The sequence below is a fragment of the Herbidospora yilanensis genome (assembly GCF_001570565.1).
Lineage (GTDB): Bacteria > Actinomycetota > Actinomycetes > Streptosporangiales > Streptosporangiaceae > Herbidospora > Herbidospora yilanensis.
In genome coordinates, this window is the sequence record NZ_BBXE01000013.1 from 841642 (window position 1) to 863470 (window position 21829).

Here is a 21829-nt window from a genome sequence, read left to right on the forward strand (position 1 = left end):
GATGAAGAGATGACTTGCTTCTTGCCACGCCCTGTTCAAAACTCATCTAAACAGCAACGCTCGTCAATGTCGCCCAGGCCGTGAAAGGCGGCCAACCATAATTCTCTTATCGGCTGACGCTGAAGGCGAGGATTCATGATCGATGCTGAACGCGGTTCCGGCGAACCGCTCCTGAACTCGATCGGCGAAGTTCCCTACTCGACCCTGCGTGGGCTGCTGGAACACTTCGTCGAACAGCCCGCGACGACGAGTTCGGGGTTCCAGAACTTCATCTGATCGAAACGGCGGGAGGGTCGTGAGCCAATGATGATCCGCGCCCTCCCGGCCACCTGCCGGAGAAACCGAAAAAACGACACCGGCCATCTCAGCGCGACTGCCTCTACAGTCGGAACCGGATATCGGGCCGAAGAGGTGGAGCCGTGCATGGGCGGAATGAGCAAAAAAGATTGGGAGCGGCTCATTTACCAATTGAGGACCGGCCACTGCACCCCTTTCGTGGGCGCCGGCGCCTCGATGAGCGTCCTCCCGTCAGGCCGCCGGCTCAGTAAGACCCTCGCGGCCAAGTGTGACTATCCCGGCCCGGAGACGAGCGAACTGCCGCGTGTCGCCCAATATGCCAGCTTCGAATACGGCGATCTGAGCCACGTCAAATACCTGGTCCGCGATGAGCTGACCAAAGACGACCGGACCCCTGATTTCAGCGACCAGAACGAGCCCCACGCGGTGCTGGCCGATTTCCCCCTGCCGGTCTACCTCACCACCAACTACGACGATTTCATCGTCCAGGCGCTGGCGACCCGCAGGAAGGCGGCCAGAGCGGCCGTCTGCCCGTGGAACGAGGCCATCGCCCCCGACCCGCTGTTCAAGGACGCGGAGGGCTGGAACCCGAGCCCGCAGACCCCGCTCGTCTACCACCTCCACGGCGCGATGCGCGACCCGGCCACCTTCGTGCTGGCCGAGGACGACTACATGATGTTCCTGCGCAATCTCGCCATCGAACGCAAGATCGGCGGCAACCGCATGTTCCCCCCGTCGATCCTGGCGGCGCTGACCACCCGCCCGTTGCTCTTCATCGGATACAGCCTTCAGGACTGGACGACCCGGGCCATGTTCGCGGAACTCGGCCGGTCGATCCCCGCGCTCAGCAGGCGCCGCCACGTGAGCGTTCAGCTCGCCCCCGGTGACGCCTCGGGCTGGACGGTCGAAGACCTGGAGCGTCAACTGTCCTGGTACTACCGCGAATGGCAGATCACGGTCTACTGGGGCGGCATCGAGGACTTCTGCACCGAATTGCGTGATCGGATGGGAGCCATGTCGTGACCGGGCCAGTTCCGACTCTCGAACCCTACGTCGGCCCGCGCGCCTTCCTCCGCCAGGACAGCGGCAAGTTCTTCGGCCGGGAACGCGAAGCCCACGAGGTCTGCGACCTGTGGCGATCGAACCAGATCACGGTCCTGTACGGCCCCTCCGGCGCGGGCAAGACCTCCTTGATCAACGCGGGCGTCATGCCCCTGCTCGACCCGTCGCAGAACGACATCCTGCCGGTGGGGCGGGTCTCCTACACCTCGGCGGTGCCCTCCGCCGCGCTGCCCGAACACAACCCGCACACCTATGCGCTGCTGTCGTCGTGGTCGCCGGGAGAGAGCCCGTCGCTGCTGGCCGGACTCACCCTGAGGCGGTTCTTCAGCCGCCGGCCGATGAGGCAGGACCCTTATGGCGACCCGGTGCTCCGTCTGGCGGCGATCGACCAGGCCGAGGAACTGTTCCTGGGGAACAACCGCCGCGCGCCGTACCACGAGTGGTTCGTCGACCAGCTCGTCGAAGCCCTCCGCATGGACCTGGACCTGCGCGTGCTGATCTCGATCAGAGACGACCAAGTCGCCGCCGTGCTGCGGAGCGACCGCCTGCAGGACGTCCAGACCCGGGGCCGCTTCGCCTTGGGCGCCCTCGAACCCCCCGCCGCCACCCAGGCCGTCGTGGGCCCGTTGACCGGCACCGGCTACTCCTTCGACGACGACGCCGCGCAGCAGTTGGTCGACGACCTGAGCGGCAGCCGGGACACCCAGCCGGAGTCGAAGGCGATCGATCCCGTCCAGCTCCAGGTCGTGTGCACGGCCCTGTGGAAGGCGCTGCCTCCGGACGTCACCCGCATCACCACGCACCACATCGTCCGGTATGCCGACGTGCGCCGGTCCCTGGAGCGATACGTCGACCAGACGATCGCCGAGGTCGCCCTCGACCACCTCGACGGCGACACCGCCCGCCTGCGCGCCTGGCTCCGCGCCAACTTCGTCGCGGGCAACGCCAAGACCCCGGTCTACCGGGGCGAGACCCTGACCGCCGGGATGCCGAACGAGGTGGTCGCCGCCCTGGTCGACCACCACGTCCTGACCCCGCGGCCCGACGTCACCGGCGACGCGGCCCAGTGGTACGAACTGTCACACGAGAGCCTCGTCCGCCTCATCCGCGAAGAGGCCGACGATGTGCCCGCCGACCACCGGTCTTCTGAGCAGTTCCTCGAATCCGCCCAGCACGCCCTGCGTGAGGGCGATTTCCCACGTGCCCGCCGTCACGCCAACGCCGCGCTCGCCCTGACCGATTCCTCCCGGCTCAGGGCCGAGATCGAGTCGTTCCTCGGCAACGTCGCCTTCGCCGACGCCCGATACGACACAGCGATCGACCACTACCGCGAGGCGGCCGCGCTCTTCGACGTCCACGGCCGCAAGGTGAGCGTAGGCCGCTTGCTGGCGGCCAGCGGCAGAGCCCTCCGCGCCCTCGGCGAAACACGGCGCGCGATCCACGACCTGAAATCCGCCATCGATCGGGTCCCCGACGATCAGGGGATCCGGGTCGAACTCGCGTGGACCTATTGGGACGCGGATCATGCCAACTTCGCGCTCGAAACGCTCGACTCCGTTCTCGACGACGACGCCAACTCCTGGCCCGCCCTGCGCGCCCGGGCGGAGATCCTCCTCCACGCGGGCAAGCCCACCGAGGCGCTGCGAGACTTCGCCCGAATCCAACCGATAAGAGAGCCATGGATCAGGGCCGCCTACGCGTATGCCCTGGCCCAGCACGGCCAACTGCCCGAAGCGATGGAGGAGATCACCGCCCTGCGCGCGACCACGGCGGGACACGGTCCCGTTCTCCTCTATGCGGCCCTCATCGAGAAACTGGCCGGACGAGCCGCGCCGGCAGGTCGCCTCGCCGCATCGGCGAGAGCGGCCAGGGCACCGCTGATGCCCGCGGCCCTCGACCATGTCGCCGCCCGGCTGATCTCCGAAGACCATGGACACGATCATCGTGAACGGGATGATGAGGGCGCTCCGCCACCCGACGTCCCTTAGCCGGCCACGCTTCCGGCCTGCTTGACACTCGGTGCGGCGCCTCGCCAATCACCTTGAAGCGCGTGGACATCCGCACCTATCTCAGCAGGCCACAGGAAGCGTCGAGGGGCGTCGAGCGGTTCCGTGCGAAACGTGCGTTCCTGGCCGATGTCGCCCAGTCGTGGGCCCTTGGCCCGATAGGCCGCCGCCGCGAAGCGGAACACGAAGTCATGCCGGTCACCTCCGTCTCGGCAGTACATGGGCCAGCGGTCCTGGGTGAGGTGCGGATCGAGGAACCGGGCAGTCATCCCGGAACGGTCGTTCTGACCGAACACGCGGAGCAGACGGCCGCGTCCGCCCAGCCCCCGCGCATGGCGGAGACCGTGGATCCCGTGATCGCCGGTCATCTCGCTGTTCAACCAGACGATCCACATGACGATGAGCCCGCCGATGACGGCGAACCCGTAGGCGAGCAGGTGCGCGGCGCCCTCGACACCGTAAACGGTCACCAGCACACCGCCCAGCGGCGCCGCCGCCGTGACCGCCGTGTGGCCCAGCAGCCGGGACACACTGGCCACCCGGGCCCGTTTCTGACGGACGACGAAGGCGCCCTCATAACGCCGCATGGCGATATTGGTGGCCGTACCCCACCCGGTCAACAACAGGCCCAGGGCGAAGGAGACCGGATGGGGATAGCAGGTGATGGCGAACATCGCGACCGCCACCATCACGACCTGCGTGTGCAGCACCCAGGTCTCCGGCCGGATGCGACGGGCGACGATCGTGCCGAGCGTCCCCCCGAGACCACCGAACGCCAGGTACACCCCGACCTCGGTGACCCCCAGAATCGGCACGTACCCGGCGATGAAGACAACGATCAGAACGTTGACCATGAAGTTCGTCGTCGTCGTCAGAATGACCGCGACCAGCAGGAACGGGTGCCGGTTGAGTTCACGCAATCCCTCGGCGATGGAGACCCACATCGACTCCTGCTCCGCTGACCTGCGGGGCCGGACCACCCGGGGCCGTGGCACGGTCAAGGCCGATACGAGCGCGAAAGCCGGCGCGATGAGGAAAGGGGCGGCACTGTGCCACGCGTAGAGGCACCCTGCGAGAGGACGGGCGATCAATGAGCCGATCTGCGTGCTCCGCTCACTCGACGCCAGAAAGAGAGTGAGCTTGGCAGGCCCCCGGACCAGGGAGGGGATGAGCGCGGATTCGGCGAGGGAGTAGGCGATCCACATGGTGCCTTCGAGGAAGGCCGCAGCCAGGATGATCGGAAGGGTCAATTGACCTGCTATGAGCAGGAACCCCACAAAAAGCAATGTAAGTAGTCGAACAACCTCAACCCTTCTCATAAGCTGAGAAGGGTCCTGCCGGTCGATCATCGCACCAAAAGGAAGATAAAACAGGAAACCGGGCAGGCTCAGCATAAAGCTCGCCCACCCGACCGCCATGCCCGAACCCGAGTGGTCGAACGCGAGCACCGGATACGTCAGGCTCATCGTCCGCGCAACGGCCGTGGTACCAGTGAGACCCACCCAAAAGCGCCGCATCGACCACCGTGGATCCACCGCGCTAACCACCCTTCGGTTCAGCCCGCGGATGGCCACCAGAATGCGCGAGGCGATCCCTTCGAATCGCAGGCAGAGCAGGACCCGGGACACCGCGGGGCTCCCTGCCTAAATGTTCCTAAGCCTGACGGAGTGGGCATAATAGGACCAGATTAGGCGCTTCGACAAGTACCCCCAAGCGAGCTACGGATGAACATCCGGGCTGGCTCTGCTAAGACAAATCTCCATTATCGAATCCCCCTAAATGCACACTCGGATGCGCTTATCGCAAAAAATGCGACATTTTTCTCAAGGAGGAGGAGTCAGCATAAAACAGGCCTCCGCGAGTGAACGCGGAGGCCGGTGCTTTCGAGCCGCCTTGGGGAATCGAACCCCAGACCTTCTGTTTACAAGACAGATGCTCTGCCGATTGAGCTAAGGCGGCTAGGACCAAGCCTCGCCTAGTCTAGTACACACCTACCCTCTGCGCAGGCGACTCACCTCGTAGAGAGCGATGCCGGCCGCGACCCCCGCGTTCAGCGACTCCGCCGCAGCCCCCATCGGAATGCGAACCACCTGGTCACAGGCCTCCCGCACCAACCGGGACAGCCCCTTCCCCTCAGACCCCACCACAACGACCAGTGGCTCGGCGGCAAGGGTCATGTCGCCGATGTCCGTGCGGGACTCCCCGTCAAGCCCGACGACGAAGAGCCCTTCCTCGCGGTATCCCTGCAACGCCTGCGTGAGGTTGGCCCCCCGAGCCACCGGAAGCGTGGCGAGCGTGCCGGCGGACGTCTTCCAGGCCCCAGCGGTGACCCCGGCAGACCGCCGCCCAGGCACCAGCAACCCGTGAGCCCCGAAGGCGGCCGCCGACCGTGCGATGGCCCCCAGGTTCCGAGGATCGGTGACCCCGTCGAGAGCCACGATCAACGGCGTCTCAGCGGCATCCTGAGCGAACCGGACCAGGTCGATCGGATGCGCATACTCGTAGGCCGGAATCTGGAGCGCGACCCCTTGGTGCACCCCGCCCTCGGTCAACCGGTCAAGCTTTCCCCGGTCGACCTCCAGCAGCGCGATCCCCTTGTCAGCCGCGATCTTGATCGACTCCCGGACCCGGTCGTCGTTCTCGATCCGCGCCGCGACGTAGAGAGCAGAGGCGGGCACCCCGGCCCGCAGAGCCTCGACGACGGGATTCCGCCCGCCGATGTACTCAGGGGCGTCCTCGGACTTCCGGGCCCGCACAGGAGCCTTCCGAGGCGAGGCCCCTCCACGCTCCTCGCGGGCGATGCGCTCGGCCCGGGCCTTGTCCTTGAACCAGTGCCGAGCCTCAGCGGGCGGCGTTGGCCCCTTGCCCTCAAGAGATCGCCGAACCTTGCCCCCGGTTCCCCGAGTGGCGCCCTGCCTTTTACGTCCCGCTGCCATAACTGAAAAGCCTATCCGTGAATTCGAGCAGCCCAGATCAGCGGGCCAGCTCCCAGCGGGGCCCCTGCGGCGTGTCCTCGACGACGACCCCGGCCGCCGCGAGGGACTCGCGGATGGCGTCGGCCGCCGCGTAGTCCTTCCGGGCCCGGGCGGCCTGACGCTGCTCCAGGGCCACGGCCACCAGGGCGTCGACGACCTCGTGCAGCCCCGACTCGCCGGACGACCGCCACTGCGGGGACCGGGGGTCGAGCCCCAGCACCCCCAGCATGGTCTGCGTCTCGGCGAGCAGCCTGGCCACCGCCTCCTTGTTGCCCTGCGACAGGGCCACGTTCCCCTCACGGACCACTTCGTGGACGACGGCCAGCGCCTGCGACACGTTCAGGTCGTCGTTGAGCGCGTCGACGAAGGCCTGCGGCAGCGGCGCCGTGGCGTCGACGTCGTGGATGACCTCGGCGGCCCGGGAGACGAAGCCCTCCAGCCGCCGGTAGCCCGCGGCCGACTCCTGCAGCGCCTCTTCGGAGTAGTCGATCGCCGACCCGTAGTGGGCCGAGACCAGGTAGTAGCGCAGTTCGACGGCCCGGACCTTGGTCAGCATCTCGGGGATCAGCAGCGAGTTCCCCAGCGACTTGCTCATCTTGGTGCCGCCGAGCTGGAGCATGCCGTTGTGCAGCCAGAACCGGGCGAAGCCGTCTCCGGCCGCCTGCGACTGGGCGATCTCGTTCTCGTGGTGCGGGAAGATCAGGTCGACGCCGCCGCCGTGGATGTCGAACGTGCCGCCGAGGTATTTGGTCGCCATCGCCGAGCACTCGAGGTGCCAGCCCGGACGGCCGCGGCCCCACGGGGTCGGCCAGGTCGGCTCGCCCTCCTTGGCGCCCTTCCACAACGCGAAGTCGCGCGGGTCGCGCTTGAGGGAGTCGGTGTCGGTGTCGCCGGCGGCCCGCATGTTCTCGAGCTTCTGGTTCGACAGTTTTCCGTACCTGTCGGCATAGGAGACCACGTCGAAGTAGACGTCGCCGCCCGAGGCGTAGGCGTGACCCTTGTCGATCAGGCGGTGCATCAGCTCGATCATCTCGGGCACGTGGCCCATCGCGCGGGGCTCGACCGTGGGGGGCAGGCAGCCCAACTGGTCGTAGGCCCACGTGAAGGCCCGCTGGTTCCGCTCGGCGACCACGAACCAGGGCACGCCCTCACCGGCCGCGACCCGGATGATCTTGTCGTCGAGGTCGGTCACGTTGCGGCAGAACGTGACGTCGTACCCCGAATGCAGCAGCCAGCGGCGCAGCACGTCGAAGTTGACGCCGGACCGGATGTGGCCGATGTGGGGCGGAGCCTGGACGGTCGCACCACACAGGTACATCGTGACCCGGCCGGGCTCAACCGGGGCGAATTCACGGACCGTTCGGGTGCTGGTGTCATAGAGTCTCAGGCTCACAAAGGCAAGGCTAACGCCTTCCCGGCCAGCACAGGCCGAGTTAAGAAACCGTGAGCGTCAGCCTCGGAGATACACCTTCTCCGGGGCGATCCGCACGATCACGCGCTCGTTGTCGGGGCTGCCCTCCACGAACGGTTTGCCGGTGTATTTGTGCGAAAGCTCTTGGATCAGGTCGCCGTGGGGGTCGTCGAACAGGGTCACCAGGCCCCGGACCTCTGCGTACACGTAGGGATCGGCCGGGTCGACGACCAGAATGGAGACGCGCGGGTCGCGTTCCATGTTGCGGTGCTTTCGCCGTCCTTTGACCGTCGAGAAGACAATCTCGTTCCCGTCGGTGCGCACCCACACCACCGAGGCCTGGGGGCTTCCGTCGGGGTTGACGCTTGAGACGGTGGCGAAATTCGCCCCGTCGAACAAGGAACGTGCGCCGTCAGGCAAGGTCTGCTCTCCCATAGGAGCGATCATGCCATTTCGTACGTGTCATAAAACGGCCGGGGGCACCCGAGTCGCTAGGCTCGACACGCCATGGACGCGATTCCCCCCGCGACGGCAGGCCCGGCCTCCCGTCCGTCTTCCTCCGGATCCCGCCTGCTGAGCCGCGTGGCCGTGATCGTCGCGAGCCTCGCGGTGGCGGTGCTCGCCGGAGCCGCCTGCGTGCTCTCCTTCGACGACCTGCGGGCCCTCGCGCTCCAGGGCCAGGCCGACCCCGAGTTCGCCTACCTCTACCCGGCCGGCTTCGACGCCCTGCTGGTGGTGGCCCTGCTGGCCGTGCCGGTGGTGCGCCCCGGACGGCTGGTCATCCGCCTGCAGGCCGCCCTGATCCTCATCCTGCTGCTGATCGCGGCGGCGGCGGCCGACGTCGCGATGGCGTCCGGCGTGGTCCTCGCGGTCCGTCCCGCCGCCGTGGTGGTGGCCCTGGTGCCCTGGATCATGCTGGTCGTGGGCCTGTGGTTGTTACTTCTGATCGTCCGGTACGCCCAGACGAAGAACGCCGACCTCGACGACGACCCCGAGGGCGACGTCGTCCCCTTCACCCGCACCGCCCACGTGACCGCGCCCTCCGACTACACGCCGCCGACCCCCGTGAGCCCCGTGACCGAAACGGTCGCGCCCCCGGAGCTGGCGCCCCCGCTCACCCCCACCCCGCCCCCGCGCCCCGCCCGCTGGGGCGACCTGATCCGCCCCAACGCCGGCGACGTCCTCGTCCACCCCCTCCCCGAGCCCGACGACGAGACCGACAGGAAGTACGGCGAGGCCGCCGCCCAGGCCGCCGAGAAACTGAGCCGCCGCGACGAGTCCGACGTGGACACCCAGCCGATGCGCAACCTCCCGGCCGACCCCGACCCGGAACACGGCCCGGAGGCCGCCGACCCGGAGGAGATGGAGGCCGCCGCCTGGCGCGAACCCTACGAGGACGAGGTTTCCGCCCCTCCCTCAGGCCACCTCCGCAGCACCCCCACCCCACCGAGCGACTCCTGACCGCCCGTCGCCCCATGCGTCGAAGCCCGGCACGACCGAACGCAGAAAGCCCGCCGCGGCTCCGGGATGGAGCCGCGGCGGGCACTTCAGGCGGGTCTCGGTGTCGAGTTCGGCGACGTCCTGCGAAAAGGCCGGTGCCCGGCGGCCGGTGGCCGTCGGGCATCAACCTTCGCGGCTGGTCACACCCTGGTTCGGCCTCGCAGCGCGGCGACGGCGCCGACTCCGATGACGGCCAGGACAACCTGCATGACCAGTTCGATCCAGTCGATCCCGTCAGTCGTCGCGACACCCAGGGACTGGGCGATCGCCGTGCCGATGAGGGCGGCGACGATACCGACGACGATGGTCAGGATCCAACCGATCGGCTGACGGCCAGGCAGAACCAGTCGGCCCAGCGCACCGATGATGGCGCCGATCACGATGGCGCCGAGAATGGTCTCGATGGTCATTATTCGACCTCCCCTTGAGGGTGACACCTTCACGCTCAAGCGGTCGAATACCCTCCATCGACAAAATATGCCTTGCGCCGGAATCTTTTAGATGCCGCTGTGCCCCGGCCGGCCGGTTGCCCCGCCGTGCCCACGCCCGCGACCTGTGGTGATGCCCCGCCCTGCCACGAAGCCGACGCCGATCACGGCCAGCACGAGCTGGAGGATGTGCTCCCACCAGTCGAACCCGCGCGTGTTGGCGAACCCGAACAGCGCCGCGATGAGCGACCCGATGAGCGCGGCGACGATTCCGACCAGGATGGTCATCCCGATGCTGATGTTCTGCCGCCCGGGCAGGATCAGACGCGCCAGCGCGCCGATGACGACACCGATGATGATGGCGCCAAGGATCGAAGCGATCATGACTTTCCCCCCGACGAGGTGACATCTGCACCTCTAGGGGATGAAGTACCCAAAAAGGGACGGCGATCCACGCACCGCGCCTGGTTACGGGATCGCCGCCCCAACCGCATATGAGACGCCGCATCCCGGACACCGGTTGCCATGCACTTTGGACCGCACCAAAGCGTTATCCACCCCTGTGACCAGGCAAGCTTTACGAGCCGAATGTGGCGGATGAGACCCGCCACGACGCCGGCGCGTGGACCCTAACAGCCGACGATCAACGTGTTCGCGATCGCCGCGATCCCCTCGCCGCGGCCCGTCAGCCCCAGGCCGTCGGTCGTGGTCGCGCTGACGCTCACGTCAGCCCCCACCGCCGCGCCCAGCGCCTTCTCCGCCTCGCCACGCCGAGGCGACAACTTGGGCCGGTTCCCGATGATCTGCACGGCGATGTTGCCGATCTCGAACCCGGCCGCACGGACCAGCCGGGCCGTCTCCGTCAGCAACGTCACACCGGACGCCCCCGACCAGCGGGGATCGGACGTGCCGAAGACCTTTCCCAGGTCTCCCAGCCCGGCGGCCGACAACAACGCGTCGCAGCACGCGTGAGCCGCCGCGTCGCCGTCGGAGTGACCGGCCAATCCGGTCTCTCCGGGCCAGAACAGCCCCGCCAGGTGAAGTTCACGCCCAGAAGCGAAAGGGTGGACGTCGACACCGACGCCCACCCTGGGAAGTTTCGCGCTCAGGAGTTCAGCACCTCGTCGAGCAGGGCTTCCGCTTTGTCCTCGTTGGTCTTCTCAGCCAGGGCGAGTTCGCTGACCAGAATCTGCCGAGCCTTCGCAAGCATCCGCTTCTCACCTGCGGAGAGTCCACGCTCGCGGTCGCGGCGCCAGAGGTCCCGAACCACTTCGGCCACCTTGTTGACGTCACCGGACGCGAGCTTCTCAAGGTTCGCCTTGTAACGACGCGACCAGTTGGTGGGCTCTTCCGTGTGAGGCATGCGCAGGACGTCGAAGACCCTTTCAAGGCCCTCCTGCCCGACCACATCGCGCACGCCGACGAGCTCCGCGTTCTCCGCAGGCACCTGGACGGTGAGGTCGCCCTTGTCGACCTTCAGTACCAGGTAGGTCTTTTCCTCACCCTTAATCGTCCGAGTGGTGATGGCTTCGATCCGAGCAGCCCCGTGATGGGGGTAGACGACCGTGTCGCCGACCTGGAAAGTCATGTGACAAGTACCCCTTCCGCTGTACTCCAGGGTACCACGCGCCAACACTCTCCCGGAACAGTGAAATCACCATAACTGCAGGTCAAAGCCTCATTTTGGGACTTGACAAGAGCTCTACTGTGTGAATCGGGCCGTCCGACAGGCGGGATGACCTGCGTCTGAAGTGTTCCCGGGGCGGTTATCGGACGGGCCTGCCACGCCGATATGGTGATCCCCGCATACGATCGCGCGCGTTAGCAAGGAGATTCTCGACCGTGACCACGACCAGCCGCAGGGTGATCGCCATCGCCGCGTTTCTGGCCGCCGCCCCCGCGCTGGCCGCGTGTGGCGCCGGGACCGACGCGAACACCAACAAGCCCTACGCGCCGACCGAGTCCCAGGTTCTCATCCGCGACGGGCAGTACGGCGTCAACGGCATGAAGGTCAGCCAGGCATACATGCTCGGCCCCGACCCGGGCGGTCAGATCCCCGCCGGCGGCACCGTCCCGCTCTACCTGTCGCTCACCAACGACGGCACGGCGCCCGACGTCCTGACCGCCGTCACCCCCGACCCCAACGCCGCCACGGCGGCCCAGGGCGGCGGCGTGCAGCTCCCCGTGGGCACCCTCGTCCACACGGGCACCGGCGCGACCCCGCAGATCCAGATCCAGGGTGTGAAGGCGGCCCTGCGCGGCGGCGAGAGCATCCCGCTGACGCTCAAGTTCCAGAACGCGGGCGAGATCACCATGGTCGTCCCGGTCATCACCCGCAACCGCGAATACGCGACCCTCCCCCCGGTCCCCGGCGCCGTCCCGGCCCCGCCCAAGCCGTCCCCCACGGCCACCGCGACCGGCGAGTCGTCGGGCCACTGAGCCTCCCGCCGACCGGCCGTCTCCGCACGGCCGGTCGGCATCGCGCGGACCCATCACGACCCACTCCGACAGGCACCCGCGCGTTGCGGCGCCGGGCACGGCGGCCGAGGAGCGCCGGGTGATCGGCCGTCGCCGGTGCGGCGGGCGGGGTCCGGGTGGGCGGAGCCGTAACGGAGGGAAGATCTTCATACGGACGCATGGCCGACCCGCGCGTCTTCGCACGGGCCGGCGGAGCCGAGGGGGTCCTAGTCTTCGATCACCGGGTCGAACTTGTAGCCCAGCCCCCGGACCGTCAGGATGCAGCGCGGGTTGGCCGGGTCGGATTCGACCTTGGCGCGTAGGCGCTTCACGTGGACGTCGAGGGTCTTGGTGTCGCCCACGTAGTCGGCGCCCCAGACGCGGTCGATGAGCTGGCCGCGGGTCAGGACCCGGCCGGCGTTGCGGAGCAGGACCTCCAGGAGTTCGAACTCCTTCAGCGGGAGCTGCACCTGGCGGCCGCGGACGGCCACGATGTGGCGGTCGACGTCCATGCGGACCGGGCCGGCGGCCAGGACGGCCGATTCGACCTCCTCCACGTCGCCCTGGCGGCGCAGGACGGCGCGGATGCGGGCGACCAGTTCGCGGGAGCTGAAGGGCTTGGTGACGTAGTCGTCGGCGCCGAGTTCCAGGCCGACGACCTTGTCGATCTCGCTGTCCTTGGCGGTGAGCATGATGACGGGGACCTTGGACCGCTGCCGGAGGGAACGGCAGACCTCGGTGCCCGGCAGGCCCGGGAGCATCAGGTCGAGCAGCACGAGGTCGGCGCCGTTGCGGTCGAAGGTCTCCAGCGCCTCGGGGCCGGTGGCCGCGACCGCGACCTCGAAGCCCTCTTTGCGCAGCATGTAGGAAAGGGCGTCGGAGAACGACTCCTCGTCTTCCACGACGAGTACCCGGGTCATGTGGCCGCCTCCAGGGGAGTTGACGTTGTGCGGGGTGTGGCGACCGCGACCCCGCCGAACGCGGGGAGGCGGAGAGTGAAGGTCGAGCCGGAGCCTTCCTTGCTCCAGACCGACACCTCGCCGCCGTGGGCGACGGCGACGTGTTTGACGATGGCCAGGCCGAGGCCGGTCCCGCCGGTCGAGCGCGAGCGGGCCGCGTCGACCCGGAAGAAGCGCTCGAAGATGCGTTCCTGGGCGCTCTCGGGGATGCCGATGCCCTGGTCGCTGATGCTGATCTCGACCGAGTCGCCGGCCGGGCGGGCGCTGACCACGACCCGGGTGTGCTCGGGGCTGTAGGCGACCGCGTTGTCGATCAGGTTGCGCAGGGCGGTGACGAGCAGTTCGTCGTCGCCCCAGATGTTGAGGCCGCCGGTGCCGCCGGCGACCAGCGTGATGTCCTTCGACGCCGCCTTGGTGCTGCAACGGTCGATGGCCTCATGGACCGCCTCGTCGACCGGGACCGGCTCCGGGGTCGGGATCTCCTCGGCGCCCTGGATGCGGGACAGGGTGATCAGGTCCTGGATGAGGTAGGTGAGGCGGGCCGCCTCGTGCTGCATGCGGCCGGCGAAGCGGGTGACCGCCTCGGGGTCGTCGGCGGCGTCCTGGATCGTCTCGGCGAGCAGGCTGAGCGCGCCCACCGGGGTCTTGAGCTCGTGGCTGACGTTGGCGACGAAGTCGCGGCGGACCGCCTCGACGCGGAGCCGGTCGGTCTGGTCTTCGGCCAGCACCAGCACCTGGCCGGTCGAGCCCAGCGGGGCGACGCGGACCGCGAAGGAGGTCGACTCCTGGCCGAACTTGCGGCCGGAGGTCTCGATCTCGCCCTCGCGGATCTCCCCGTCGCGGCGGACCTTGCGGGCCAGCGCGAGCAGTTCGGCCGAGATGAGGGTGTCGCCGCGGACCAGGCCGTAGGCGCGGGCGGCCGAACTGGCCCGCAGGACGCGGTCTTCCCTGTCGAGCACGACCGCCGAGGACGGGAGCACCGCCAGGAGCGAGGCCACTCCCGGCGACAGGGTCTCCTCGGGCGGGGAATCGGGCACCGAAGCGGGTTCGGACTGCCGCCGGATCGCCAGCATGACGAGGGTGCCCACCAGGAACCCACCCATCGCGGCAAGACTCGCCAGCAACTCATTCACGCTTCGATGCTAGGTGGGAATGCCCCTGTTCCTTACGGCCGTATGCCGACTGACCATGGCCTTTCCGAAAGAGTTCACTTTCTGGTCGGAGATCGTTCACGAAGCGACGATTACCGTGACGGGCATGCGCGACGCCTATCATGACGAGCTGGACAATCTCACCATCAAGCTGGTCGAGATGACCCGCCTGGTTCGCTCGGCCATGTCCCGGGCCACCACGGCCCTGCTTGACGCCGATCTTCACCTCTCCGAGAGTGTGATCTCTCAGGACGAGGAGGTCAACCGGCTGTACGCCGAGGTCGAGACCTCCATCTACGAGCTGATGGCCACCCAGCAGCCCGTCGCGGTCGACCTCCGCACGGTCATCACCGCGCTGCGCATGGCCGCCGACCTTGAGCGCATGGGCGACCTGGCCGAGCACATCGCCAAGATCGCCCGGATGCGCCACCCCGAGTCGGCCATCCCGGCCGAGCTCCGCGACACCATCGTCGAGATGGACCAGATCGCCGAGCGCCTGATCACCAAGACCGGCACCTGCATCGCCACCCGCGACGTCGAACTCTCCAAGGAGCTCGAAGCCGACGACGACGCGATGGACATCCTGCACCGCCGCCTGTTCCGCGTCCTGCTGTCGCCGAACTGGAGCCACGGCATCGAGGCCGCGATCGACATCACCCTGGCGGGCCGCTACTACGAGCGTTACGCCGACCACGCCGTCCGCGTCGCCCGTGACGTGGTCTACCTGGTCACCGGCTCCCGCGACGGCGAGGAGTAACAAAACAAAGATCCCCGGCCCTCGGGGGGCCGGGGATCTTTCATGACCAGACCTGGACTCGGCCGGGCTACTTGCCCTGGTTCGCTACTGCTTCGATGGCTGCCGCCGCCGCCTCGGGGTCGAGGTAGCCCGAGCTGACCGGCTTGTAGTCGGCGTCGAGTTCGTAGCGCAGGGGGATGCCGGTGGGGATGTTCAGGCCGGCGATGTCGGCGTCGCTGATGCCGTCGAGGTGCTTGACCAGGGCGCGCAGGGAGTTGCCGTGGGCGACCACCAGGACGGTCTTGCCCGCGGCGAGCTGCGGGACGATCGAGTCGTACCAGTAGGGCAGCATGCGGTCGACGACGTCTTTGAGGCACTCGGTCTTGGGGCGGAGTTCCTTCGGCAGGCCCGCGTAGCGGACGTCGGCGAACTGGGAGAACTCGTCGTCGTCGGCGATGGGGGGCGGCGGGGTGTCGTAGGAGCGGCGCCAGAGCATGAACTGCTCGTCGCCGAACTCGGCGCGGGTCTGCGCCTTGTCCTTGCCCTGGAGGGCGCCGTAGTGGCGCTCGTTGAGCCGCCACGACCGCTCGACCGGGAGCCAGAGCAGGTCGGCCGCCTCCAGCGCCAGGTTGGCGGTCCGGATCGCGCGGGTCAGCAGGGACGTGTGGACCACGTCGGGGCGTACGCCCGCCTCAAGCAGCAGCCGGCCGCCGCGCGCGGCCTCCTCCTCACCGGCAGCCGAGAGGTTGACGTCGACCCAGCCCGTGAACAGGCCCTTGACGTTCCATTCGCTCTCGCCGTGCCGGAGCAATACCAAAGTCGCCATGACCGGCATCTTAGTGGTGGACGGTTAACGCTCCGGGTCGGCGAAACGGGCGAAGGCCTGCAGATTGGCAGTCGACTCCCCGCGTTCGAGCCGCCACTCCCACTCGCGCCTGATCGAGGTCGCGAAGCCGATCTCCAGGGCCGGGTCGAACAACTCGTCGGCGTAGGTGAGCACGCAGCCGAGCAGCCGGTCGACCTCGGCCTCGGTGACGCCCTCGTGGGGGATCCGGCCGACGAGGTGGACGTCGCCCCGGTGGTCGAGGGCGAAGTGGACGCCGTACATCGACCCGTTCTTGGACAGGAGCCAGCGGTAGAACTCCTGGTGGTTCTCGTCGGGGCCGCGGCAGAAGAACGCCTCGATGTTGAGCGCCTGCTCGTCGACGACCAGCCAGGCCATCGTCTGGAGTTTGTGGGTGCCGGGGAGCTTCACCAGGTAGGAGCCGGTGCGGGGGCTCTCGTAGGTCAGTTCCATCGACCTGAGGGCCGCTTCGATCACGGCGGGGACGTTCATCGGGCGGCCGCCACGGGCAGGAGCTGGCTCATCGCTCCGGTATACACCTCCACGAGCCGCGCCGCCGTGGCCTGCCAGCCGAACGCCGCGGCGTGGCGGATCGCGCCCTCGGCGAGGAAGCCCCGCCAGACGGGGCGGTCGAGCAGCCCGGCCAGGGCGGTGGCCCATTCGGCGGGGTCGTGACCGTCGACCAGCAGGCCGGAGACGCCGTCCTCGACGGCGGTGCGCAGCCCGCCGACCGACGCGGCCACGACGGGGGTGCCGCACGCCTGCGACTCCAGGGCGACGAGGCCGAACGACTCGTTGTGGGAGGGCACGACCGTGACGTCGGCGGCCCGGTACCAGTCGGCCAGCTCGGGCTGCGGGCACGGCGGCGCGAGGTGGACCAGATCGGTGATCCCCAGTTCGGCGGCCACGTCGGTGAGGAGGGACGGCCGGGCCAGTCCGTTGCCGCTCGGGCCGCCGACGCAGGCCACCACCAGGCGGTCCCTTAACGCGGGGTTGTCGGCGACCATCTGGGCGGCGGCCCGCAGCAGCACGTCGGGGGCCTTCAGCGGCTGGATGCGGCCGACGAACAGCAACACGTGGGCGTCCTGCGCCAGGCCCAGCCGGTGGCGGGCGGCGCCCTTGGACGCGGGCTGGAACACCTGGAGGTTGACCCCGGGGTTCACCACGCTGACGCGGGCGGGCGGGGCGGCGTACAGGGAGATGAGCTCTTCGGCCTCGGCGGCGGTGTTGGCGACCAGGCGGTCGGCCACGTCGACGACCTGTTCCTCGCCGAAGACGCGGGCCGGCGGTTCGGGGCGGTCGCCCTCGGCCAGGAGCAGGTTCTTGACCTTGGCCATGGTGTGCATGGTGTGCACGAGCGGCACGCCCCAGCGCTCCTTGGCCAGCCAGCCGACCTGGCCCGACAACCAGTAGTGGGAGTGGATGACGTCGTAGCGGCCGGGCTCGTAGATCGCCTCGGTGCGCAGCACGCCCGACAGGAACGCGCACATCTGGCCGGGCAGGTCGGAGCGGTCGAGCTCCTCGTAGGGGCCGGCGGTGACGTGGCGTACGGAGACGCCCGGCGCGAGTTGCGCGATCGGGGGCAGGTCGCGCGACGTCTGCCTGGTGAAGATCTCGACCTCGACGCCGAGGTCGGCCAGCCGTTTGGCGGTCTCCACGATGTAGACGTTCATGCCGCCCGCGTCGCCGGTTCCCGGCTGATCGAGCGGTGACGTGTGCATGCTGATCGTCGCGACCCGGTTCACCCGACGCACCCGAACCACCTCCAAACAACGACTAACCATGACACTCAGCCCAGGATTCCCGCTCTCACTAGGATTGCGACCATGACGAAAACAGCCGTGGTCACGGGGGCCAGCAGCGGAATCGGTGCCGCGACGGCCCGCAGGCTGGCGAAGGAGGGCTTCCGCGTTGTGGCGGCCGCCCGCCGCCGCGACCGGCTCGACGAACTGGCCGCCGAGCACCCGGGAATCGTCCCGATGACCCTCGACGTCACCTCGCAGGAGTCCGTCGACGCCTTCAACGCGGCCGTCCCGACGGTCGACGTGCTGGTCAACAACGCGGGCGGCGCGGTCGGCCTCGAACCGGTCGCCTACGGCCTGCTCGACGACTGGCGCCAGATGTACGAGGTCAACGTCCTGGGCGCCCTCCGGATGACGCAGGCGCTGCTGCCGAAGCTGGTCTCCAGCGGCGACGGCGTGCTGGTCATGCTGACCTCGGTGGCCGGTCTCGTCTCCTACGAGGGCGGCGGCGGCTACTGCGCGGCCAAGCACGGCCAGACCTCCATGACCGAGACGCTGCGCCTCGAACTCGTGGGCGAGCCCGTGCGCATCATCGAGATCGCGCCCGGCATGGTGGAGACCGAGGAGTTCTCGCTCAACCGCTTCCGCGGCGACGCCGAGAGGGCCGCGAAGGTGTACGAAGGCGTGCCCGACCCCCTGACCGCCGACGACGTGGCCGACGTGATCTCGTTCGCGATCACCCGTCCGGCCCACGTCAACATCGACCGCCTGGTGATCCGGCCGCGCGCCCAGGCCGCCCAGCACAAGGTGCACCGCGTGTGAGACCCGTCGGGGCCATCACTCGCGGCACCACCGGCGGCAACCGGCTCCGGCGGGCCGACCGGTGGCTGGCCGCCGTCCACGAGGGCCTGCTGCGGTCGGCCGCCGACCCGCTGGTGGTCGACCTCGGGTACGGCGCCTCCCCCGTCACCACGCTGGAGTTGTTCGCCCGGCTCCGGCGGGTGCGGCGCGACCTGGAGGTGGTGGGGGTCGAGATCGACCCGGCGCGGGTGGCGGCGGCGTCGGCGTACCGGCGGCCCGGCCTGGACTTCCGCCGGGGCGGCTTCGAGATCCCCGGCCGGCCGCCGCTGGTGATCCGGGCCTTCAACGTGCTGCGGCAGTATCCCGAGGCCGAGGCCTGGCGGCACTGGGAGCTGATGGCCTCCCGGCTGCAGCCCGGCGGGGTGATCGTCGAGGGCACCTGCTCGGAGATCGGCCACCGGGCCGTCTGGGTGGGCCTCGACCGGACCGGTCCCCGCACGCTCACCTTCGCGGCCCGGTTCGGCGGCGTCGACCGGCCCTCCGACCTGGCCGAACGGCTGCCGAAGACGCTGATCCACCGGAACGTGCCCGGGGAGCGGGTGCACGCCTTCCTCACCGACTGGGACCGCGCCTGGGCCATCTCCGCCCCTTTCGGGGCCTACGGGGCGCGGCAGCGCTGGATCCGGGCGGCGCTCCTGCTGAGGGACTCATGGCCTCTTTACACCTCCGCGCCCTTCGGGGGGACGGCCCGATGGCGGCTCGGTGAGCTGTCCCTGCCCTGGTCCGCGCTTGTAAGCTGAGGTGTACCCCACCCTCCTCTACGAGACGTAGTACTACGCCGGGTAGGCTGAATGTCGTGAAGGGTCTTGGCGAGCTTGAGCGCAGCATCATGGACGTTCTGTGGGCGGAGGGTGGTCCGTTGACCGCCCGTGAGGTGGGGCGGCTGATCGCCGATCGCGATCTGGCGCCGACGACCGTCATGACCGTGCTCGACCGGCTCACCCGGAAGGGCTTCCTGACGCGGGTCCGCGACGGCCGTGCGTGGCGCTACGAACCGGCCGCGAGCCGTGACGCCTACATCGCCGAGCTGATGCTGGAGGCCCTCGACATGACCGGAGACCGTTCCGCCGCGCTGACCAGGTTCGCGCAGGCCGTGTCCGGTACCGAGGCCGACGTGCTCCGAAAAGCTCTCACGGAGCTGGAGGAGGAGTGATCGCGGCCGTCGCGCTCGCCGCGCTCGCCGCCGTCTGCGCGCTCTCCGCGTGGCGGATGACGTCCGTCCGCTGGACCTGGCGTGCCCCCCGGGCCGCCATCGCCCTGTGGCAGGCCCTCGGCCTGACGTGGGGCCTGGCCTCCGTCGGCGCCCTGCTGGCCTACGCCCTCGAACCGTGGGGGCGCGGCGTGATCCACGGGCTGGTCTATCTGGTCACCCACTGGCGTGAGCCCTCCGGGCTCCAGCGGGTGGGCGCGCTGGCCGCCGGGCTGGCGCTGCTGACCGTGCTGATGGCCGTGGTCGTGGTGGCCATGGCGCAGACCCTCCAGGCCCGCCGCCGCCACCGCCTGCTGCTGTCGCTGGTGGCCCGCGACGAGCCGGCGGTGCCCGGCGTTCGGGTGGTCGACCACCCCGGGGCCGCAGCCTACTGCGTGCCGGGGCTGAAGTCGCAGGTGGTGATCAGCGAGGGCACGCTGAGCCTGCTCTCGCGCGACGAGCTCGCCGCAGTGCTGGCCCACGAAGACGCCCACGCGCGCGAGCGCCACGACCTGGTGCTGCTGCCGTTCGCCGCGCTGCGCTGGGTGCTGCCCTGGTCGAAGGTGGTGCGCGACGCCCACGCGTCGGTCGCGCTGCTGGTCGAGATGGCCGCCGACGACCACGCCCGGCTGCGGGTGCCGCCGAAGCGGCTGGCCACGGCGCTGCTGCGGTTCGGCACGGCCGGGGCGTTCGCCACCCCCCACGGCGCGCTGGGCATGGGCGCCGAGAACGTGATGGCCCGGGTGAACCGGCTGGTCAAGCCCGGTCCGGCCATGCGCAGGCGCTACCGCTACGGCATCGTCGCCGGAGCCGCCCTGCTGACCACGTCGGCGCCCCTTTTGTGGTTCTTGCCCCAGTGAGTTAGCTATCGTTAACCAGTGCGTTTGCAAATGCATACACGCTCTGGCAGGCTGGGAGACATGGAACTCCCGAAGGTCGGCTCGATCGGTGAATACATCCGCGAGCAGCGCACGCAGGCGAAGATCTCGCTGCGCCAGCTCGCGGCCCAGGCCGGGGTGTCCTTTCCTTACCTCAGCCAGGTCGAGCGGGGAGTGCGCAAGCCGAGCGCCGAGATCCTCAATCAGATCGCCAAGGGTCTGCGGATCTCGTCCCAGGCGCTCTATGTGCAGGCCGGTCTGATCGACGAGCGCGAGCCCGAGAGCGACGTCCTGGCCGCCATCAGGGCCGACGTCACGATCACCGGACGGCAGCGCCAGGTTCTGGTCGACATATACGAGTCGTTCCGCAAGGAGAACAAGGCCGCGGAGAACGAAGGGGCCCAGCCGACGCAACCGGCCGAGCCCCTGGATGCGGCCTCACTTAACGGTCACGCCACGTCAGAAGGGTACAACCTGCCATGACCCTCGCCACCGAGGTCAAGAAGATCACTGAGTCCAAGCCGTTCTACGCCCTGACCGGCGCCGGCGACTACGCGGTGGAGAAGCTGCGTGAGCTCCCCGACCGCGTCATCAACCTCCAGGCCCGCCGCGAAGAGGCCTTCGCCTACGCCGGCCGGGTGCAGGGCAAGGCCGAAGACTACGCCAACAGCGTCGCCGACCGGCTGAACTCCCTCTACGAGGAGATGGCCAAGCGCGGCCGCAAGGTCGTCAGCCAGGCCAGCGGCGAGGCCGCGCTGGAGCTCACCGAGGTCTCCGAGGCCGCCGAGCCCGCCGTCGCCGCCAAGGCGACCACCCCGGCGAAGCGCCCGGCCGCCCGCCGGACCAACACCTCGAAGGTGTCGTAGCCGAACGGTCCGCGGCCCCGGTGGGAGATTCCCCACCGGGGCCGCGGCTTTCTCGACCTGCACACCACGGAAACCAGACACTAGGCTGGTGGACATTCCGACCTTGACTCCGCGGGAGTGACGAGATGCTCTACGGCGTACTGGACCTCATCTTCCTGGGCCTCGCCATCGCGGCGTTCGGGATGTCGGTGTGGGCTCTGATCCACGCGATCCGCACCCCCGCCCGCGCCTTCCAGGCCGCCGGCAAGCTCAACAAGAACCTCTGGATGCTCTTCACCGGCCTGGCCACGGTCTTCACGCTCGCCTCGGCCGCCGGATACATGGGCGGCGGGCTGAACATGCTCAACATCTTCACCATCGCCTCGGTGATCGCCTCCGGCATCTACCTGGCCGACGTGAAGCCGGCCGTCAGCGAATACAAGGGCGGCGGCGGCAACCAGGGCCCCTACGGCCCCTGGTGAATCACC

Annotated in this window: 26 protein-coding genes and 1 tRNA gene; 13 read left to right on the forward strand and 14 right to left on the reverse strand. The window is 68.8% G+C overall.

Annotation, left to right across the window (positions count from 1 at the left end; translation table 11 throughout):
- Positions 1 to 135: 135 nt before the first annotated feature.
- The 3 genes from AW273_RS36940 (at position 136) to AW273_RS03970 (ending at position 3347) form a co-directional block, all read left to right on the forward strand.
- Positions 136 to 276, forward strand: a complete 141-nt coding sequence (locus AW273_RS36940; RefSeq protein ID WP_157555543.1) for a hypothetical protein — start codon at positions 136 to 138, stop codon at positions 274 to 276.
- A 156-nt stretch (positions 277 to 432) separates the two neighbouring features.
- A complete protein-coding gene (locus AW273_RS03965) occupies positions 433 to 1320 on the forward strand; it encodes an SIR2 family NAD-dependent protein deacylase (RefSeq protein ID WP_198167982.1) in 888 nt (295 codons plus the stop codon).
- Positions 1317 to 3347, forward strand: a complete 2031-nt coding sequence (locus AW273_RS03970; protein ID WP_062345173.1) for a tetratricopeptide repeat protein — start codon at positions 1317 to 1319, stop codon at positions 3345 to 3347. Before AW273_RS03965 ends, AW273_RS03970 begins: the two co-directional genes overlap by 4 nt.
- On the opposite strand, the gene AW273_RS03975 is transcribed toward AW273_RS03970, so the two are convergent.
- The 5 genes from AW273_RS03975 to AW273_RS03995 form a co-directional block, all read right to left on the reverse strand.
- Positions 3344 to 4993, reverse strand: a complete 1650-nt coding sequence (locus tag AW273_RS03975; RefSeq protein ID WP_062345176.1) for an MFS transporter — start codon at positions 4991 to 4993, stop codon at positions 3344 to 3346. The two genes, AW273_RS03970 and AW273_RS03975, sit on opposite strands and share 4 nt — an antisense overlap.
- 258 nt (positions 4994 to 5251) lie before the next feature.
- Positions 5252 to 5324, reverse strand: a tRNA-Thr gene (locus AW273_RS03980).
- Positions 5325 to 5356: 32 nt separating this feature from the next.
- Complete coding sequence (gene rlmB, locus AW273_RS03985) at positions 5357 to 6301, reverse strand: 23S rRNA (guanosine(2251)-2'-O)-methyltransferase RlmB (protein ID WP_062345178.1); 945 nt, start codon at positions 6299 to 6301, stop codon at positions 5357 to 5359.
- 37 nt (positions 6302 to 6338) lie between these two features.
- Positions 6339 to 7733 carry a cysteine--tRNA ligase gene (gene cysS / locus AW273_RS03990; RefSeq protein ID WP_062345180.1) on the reverse strand — a complete coding sequence of 465 codons (1395 nt, stop codon included), beginning with the start codon at positions 7731 to 7733 and terminating at the stop codon, positions 6339 to 6341.
- Positions 7734 to 7790: 57 nt separating this feature from the next.
- Complete coding sequence (locus AW273_RS03995; RefSeq protein ID WP_062345183.1) at positions 7791 to 8186, reverse strand: PPOX class F420-dependent oxidoreductase; 396 nt, start codon at positions 8184 to 8186, stop codon at positions 7791 to 7793.
- Between the two features lie 147 nt (positions 8187 to 8333).
- On the opposite strand from AW273_RS03995, the gene AW273_RS04000 reads away from it, so the two are divergent.
- Complete coding sequence (locus AW273_RS04000; RefSeq protein ID WP_062345185.1) at positions 8334 to 9212, forward strand: DUF2637 domain-containing protein; 879 nt, start codon at positions 8334 to 8336, stop codon at positions 9210 to 9212.
- A 179-nt stretch (positions 9213 to 9391) separates the two neighbouring features.
- Here AW273_RS04000 and AW273_RS04005 read toward each other — a convergent pair whose 3' ends face one another.
- From AW273_RS04005 to AW273_RS04020, 4 genes are all read right to left on the reverse strand, one after another.
- Positions 9392 to 9661, reverse strand: a complete 270-nt coding sequence (locus AW273_RS04005; protein ID WP_062345187.1) for a GlsB/YeaQ/YmgE family stress response membrane protein — start codon at positions 9659 to 9661, stop codon at positions 9392 to 9394.
- Between the two features lie 87 nt (positions 9662 to 9748).
- On the reverse strand, positions 9749 to 10063 hold the full coding sequence (locus AW273_RS04010) for a GlsB/YeaQ/YmgE family stress response membrane protein (protein WP_062337923.1): 315 nt from the start codon (positions 10061 to 10063) through the stop codon (positions 9749 to 9751).
- A gap of 245 nt (positions 10064 to 10308) precedes the next feature.
- Positions 10309 to 10767: a 2-C-methyl-D-erythritol 2,4-cyclodiphosphate synthase gene (ispF, locus tag AW273_RS04015; RefSeq protein WP_062345189.1), complete on the reverse strand. Its 459-nt coding sequence runs from the start codon at positions 10765 to 10767 to the stop codon at positions 10309 to 10311.
- Between the two features lie 17 nt (positions 10768 to 10784).
- Positions 10785 to 11267 (reverse strand): CarD family transcriptional regulator, encoded by a 483-nt coding sequence (locus AW273_RS04020; protein ID WP_030451583.1) that lies wholly within the window; start codon positions 11265 to 11267, stop codon positions 10785 to 10787.
- Between the two features lie 254 nt (positions 11268 to 11521).
- Between AW273_RS04020 and AW273_RS04025 the strand changes: the two genes are divergently transcribed.
- Positions 11522 to 12118 (forward strand): copper chaperone PCu(A)C domain-containing protein, encoded by a 597-nt coding sequence (locus AW273_RS04025; RefSeq protein ID WP_062345191.1) that lies wholly within the window; start codon positions 11522 to 11524, stop codon positions 12116 to 12118.
- A gap of 245 nt (positions 12119 to 12363) precedes the next feature.
- On the opposite strand, the gene AW273_RS04030 is transcribed toward AW273_RS04025, so the two are convergent.
- The gene (locus AW273_RS04030) at positions 12364 to 13056 is read right to left on the reverse strand and encodes a response regulator (RefSeq protein WP_030451587.1); all 693 of its coding nucleotides are present in this window, start codon (positions 13054 to 13056) and stop codon (positions 12364 to 12366) included.
- The gene (locus AW273_RS04035) at positions 13053 to 14198 is read right to left on the reverse strand and encodes a sensor histidine kinase (RefSeq protein WP_062345193.1); all 1146 of its coding nucleotides are present in this window, start codon (positions 14196 to 14198) and stop codon (positions 13053 to 13055) included. The genes AW273_RS04030 and AW273_RS04035 overlap by 4 nt, the downstream gene beginning before the upstream one ends.
- Before the next feature lie 154 nt (positions 14199 to 14352).
- Here AW273_RS04035 and phoU point away from each other — a divergent pair, with 154 nt between their 5' ends.
- Entirely contained in the window at positions 14353 to 15003 is a 651-nt protein-coding gene (phoU, locus tag AW273_RS04040; RefSeq protein WP_062345195.1) for a phosphate signaling complex protein PhoU, read from the forward strand.
- A gap of 67 nt (positions 15004 to 15070) precedes the next feature.
- On the opposite strand, the gene AW273_RS04045 is transcribed toward phoU, so the two are convergent.
- Genes AW273_RS04045 through mshA form a run of 3 tightly spaced genes read right to left on the reverse strand, consistent with a single transcriptional unit; the run spans position 15071 to position 17610 of the window.
- On the reverse strand, positions 15071 to 15808 hold the full coding sequence (locus AW273_RS04045; protein ID WP_030451590.1) for a phosphoglyceromutase: 738 nt from the start codon (positions 15806 to 15808) through the stop codon (positions 15071 to 15073).
- Between the two features lie 24 nt (positions 15809 to 15832).
- Positions 15833 to 16318 carry a YbjN domain-containing protein gene (locus AW273_RS04050; RefSeq protein WP_062345197.1) on the reverse strand — a complete coding sequence of 162 codons (486 nt, stop codon included), beginning with the start codon at positions 16316 to 16318 and terminating at the stop codon, positions 15833 to 15835.
- On the reverse strand, positions 16315 to 17610 hold the full coding sequence (gene mshA, locus AW273_RS04055; RefSeq protein ID WP_062345199.1) for a D-inositol-3-phosphate glycosyltransferase: 1296 nt from the start codon (positions 17608 to 17610) through the stop codon (positions 16315 to 16317). The genes AW273_RS04050 and mshA overlap by 4 nt, the downstream gene beginning before the upstream one ends.
- Before the next feature lie 42 nt (positions 17611 to 17652).
- On the opposite strand from mshA, the gene AW273_RS04060 reads away from it, so the two are divergent.
- From AW273_RS04060 to AW273_RS04090, 7 genes are all read left to right on the forward strand, one after another.
- Positions 17653 to 18390, forward strand: a complete 738-nt coding sequence (locus AW273_RS04060) for an SDR family NAD(P)-dependent oxidoreductase (RefSeq protein ID WP_062345201.1) — start codon at positions 17653 to 17655, stop codon at positions 18388 to 18390.
- The gene (locus AW273_RS04065; RefSeq protein ID WP_062345203.1) at positions 18387 to 19169 is read left to right on the forward strand and encodes a hypothetical protein; all 783 of its coding nucleotides are present in this window, start codon (positions 18387 to 18389) and stop codon (positions 19167 to 19169) included. The genes AW273_RS04060 and AW273_RS04065 overlap by 4 nt, the downstream gene beginning before the upstream one ends.
- Positions 19170 to 19225: 56 nt before the next feature.
- Complete coding sequence (locus tag AW273_RS04070) at positions 19226 to 19582, forward strand: BlaI/MecI/CopY family transcriptional regulator (protein WP_081898316.1); 357 nt, start codon at positions 19226 to 19228, stop codon at positions 19580 to 19582.
- Complete coding sequence (locus tag AW273_RS04075; protein WP_062345205.1) at positions 19579 to 20478, forward strand: M56 family metallopeptidase; 900 nt, start codon at positions 19579 to 19581, stop codon at positions 20476 to 20478. Before AW273_RS04070 ends, AW273_RS04075 begins: the two co-directional genes overlap by 4 nt.
- Before the next feature lie 60 nt (positions 20479 to 20538).
- Positions 20539 to 20979 carry a helix-turn-helix domain-containing protein gene (locus AW273_RS04080; protein WP_062345207.1) on the forward strand — a complete coding sequence of 147 codons (441 nt, stop codon included), beginning with the start codon at positions 20539 to 20541 and terminating at the stop codon, positions 20977 to 20979.
- Positions 20976 to 21362 carry a hypothetical protein gene (locus AW273_RS04085; RefSeq protein ID WP_062345209.1) on the forward strand — a complete coding sequence of 129 codons (387 nt, stop codon included), beginning with the start codon at positions 20976 to 20978 and terminating at the stop codon, positions 21360 to 21362. Before AW273_RS04080 ends, AW273_RS04085 begins: the two co-directional genes overlap by 4 nt.
- A gap of 125 nt (positions 21363 to 21487) precedes the next feature.
- Entirely contained in the window at positions 21488 to 21823 is a 336-nt protein-coding gene (locus AW273_RS04090) for a DUF2516 family protein (RefSeq protein WP_062345211.1), read from the forward strand.
- Positions 21824 to 21829: the final 6 nt, after the last annotated feature.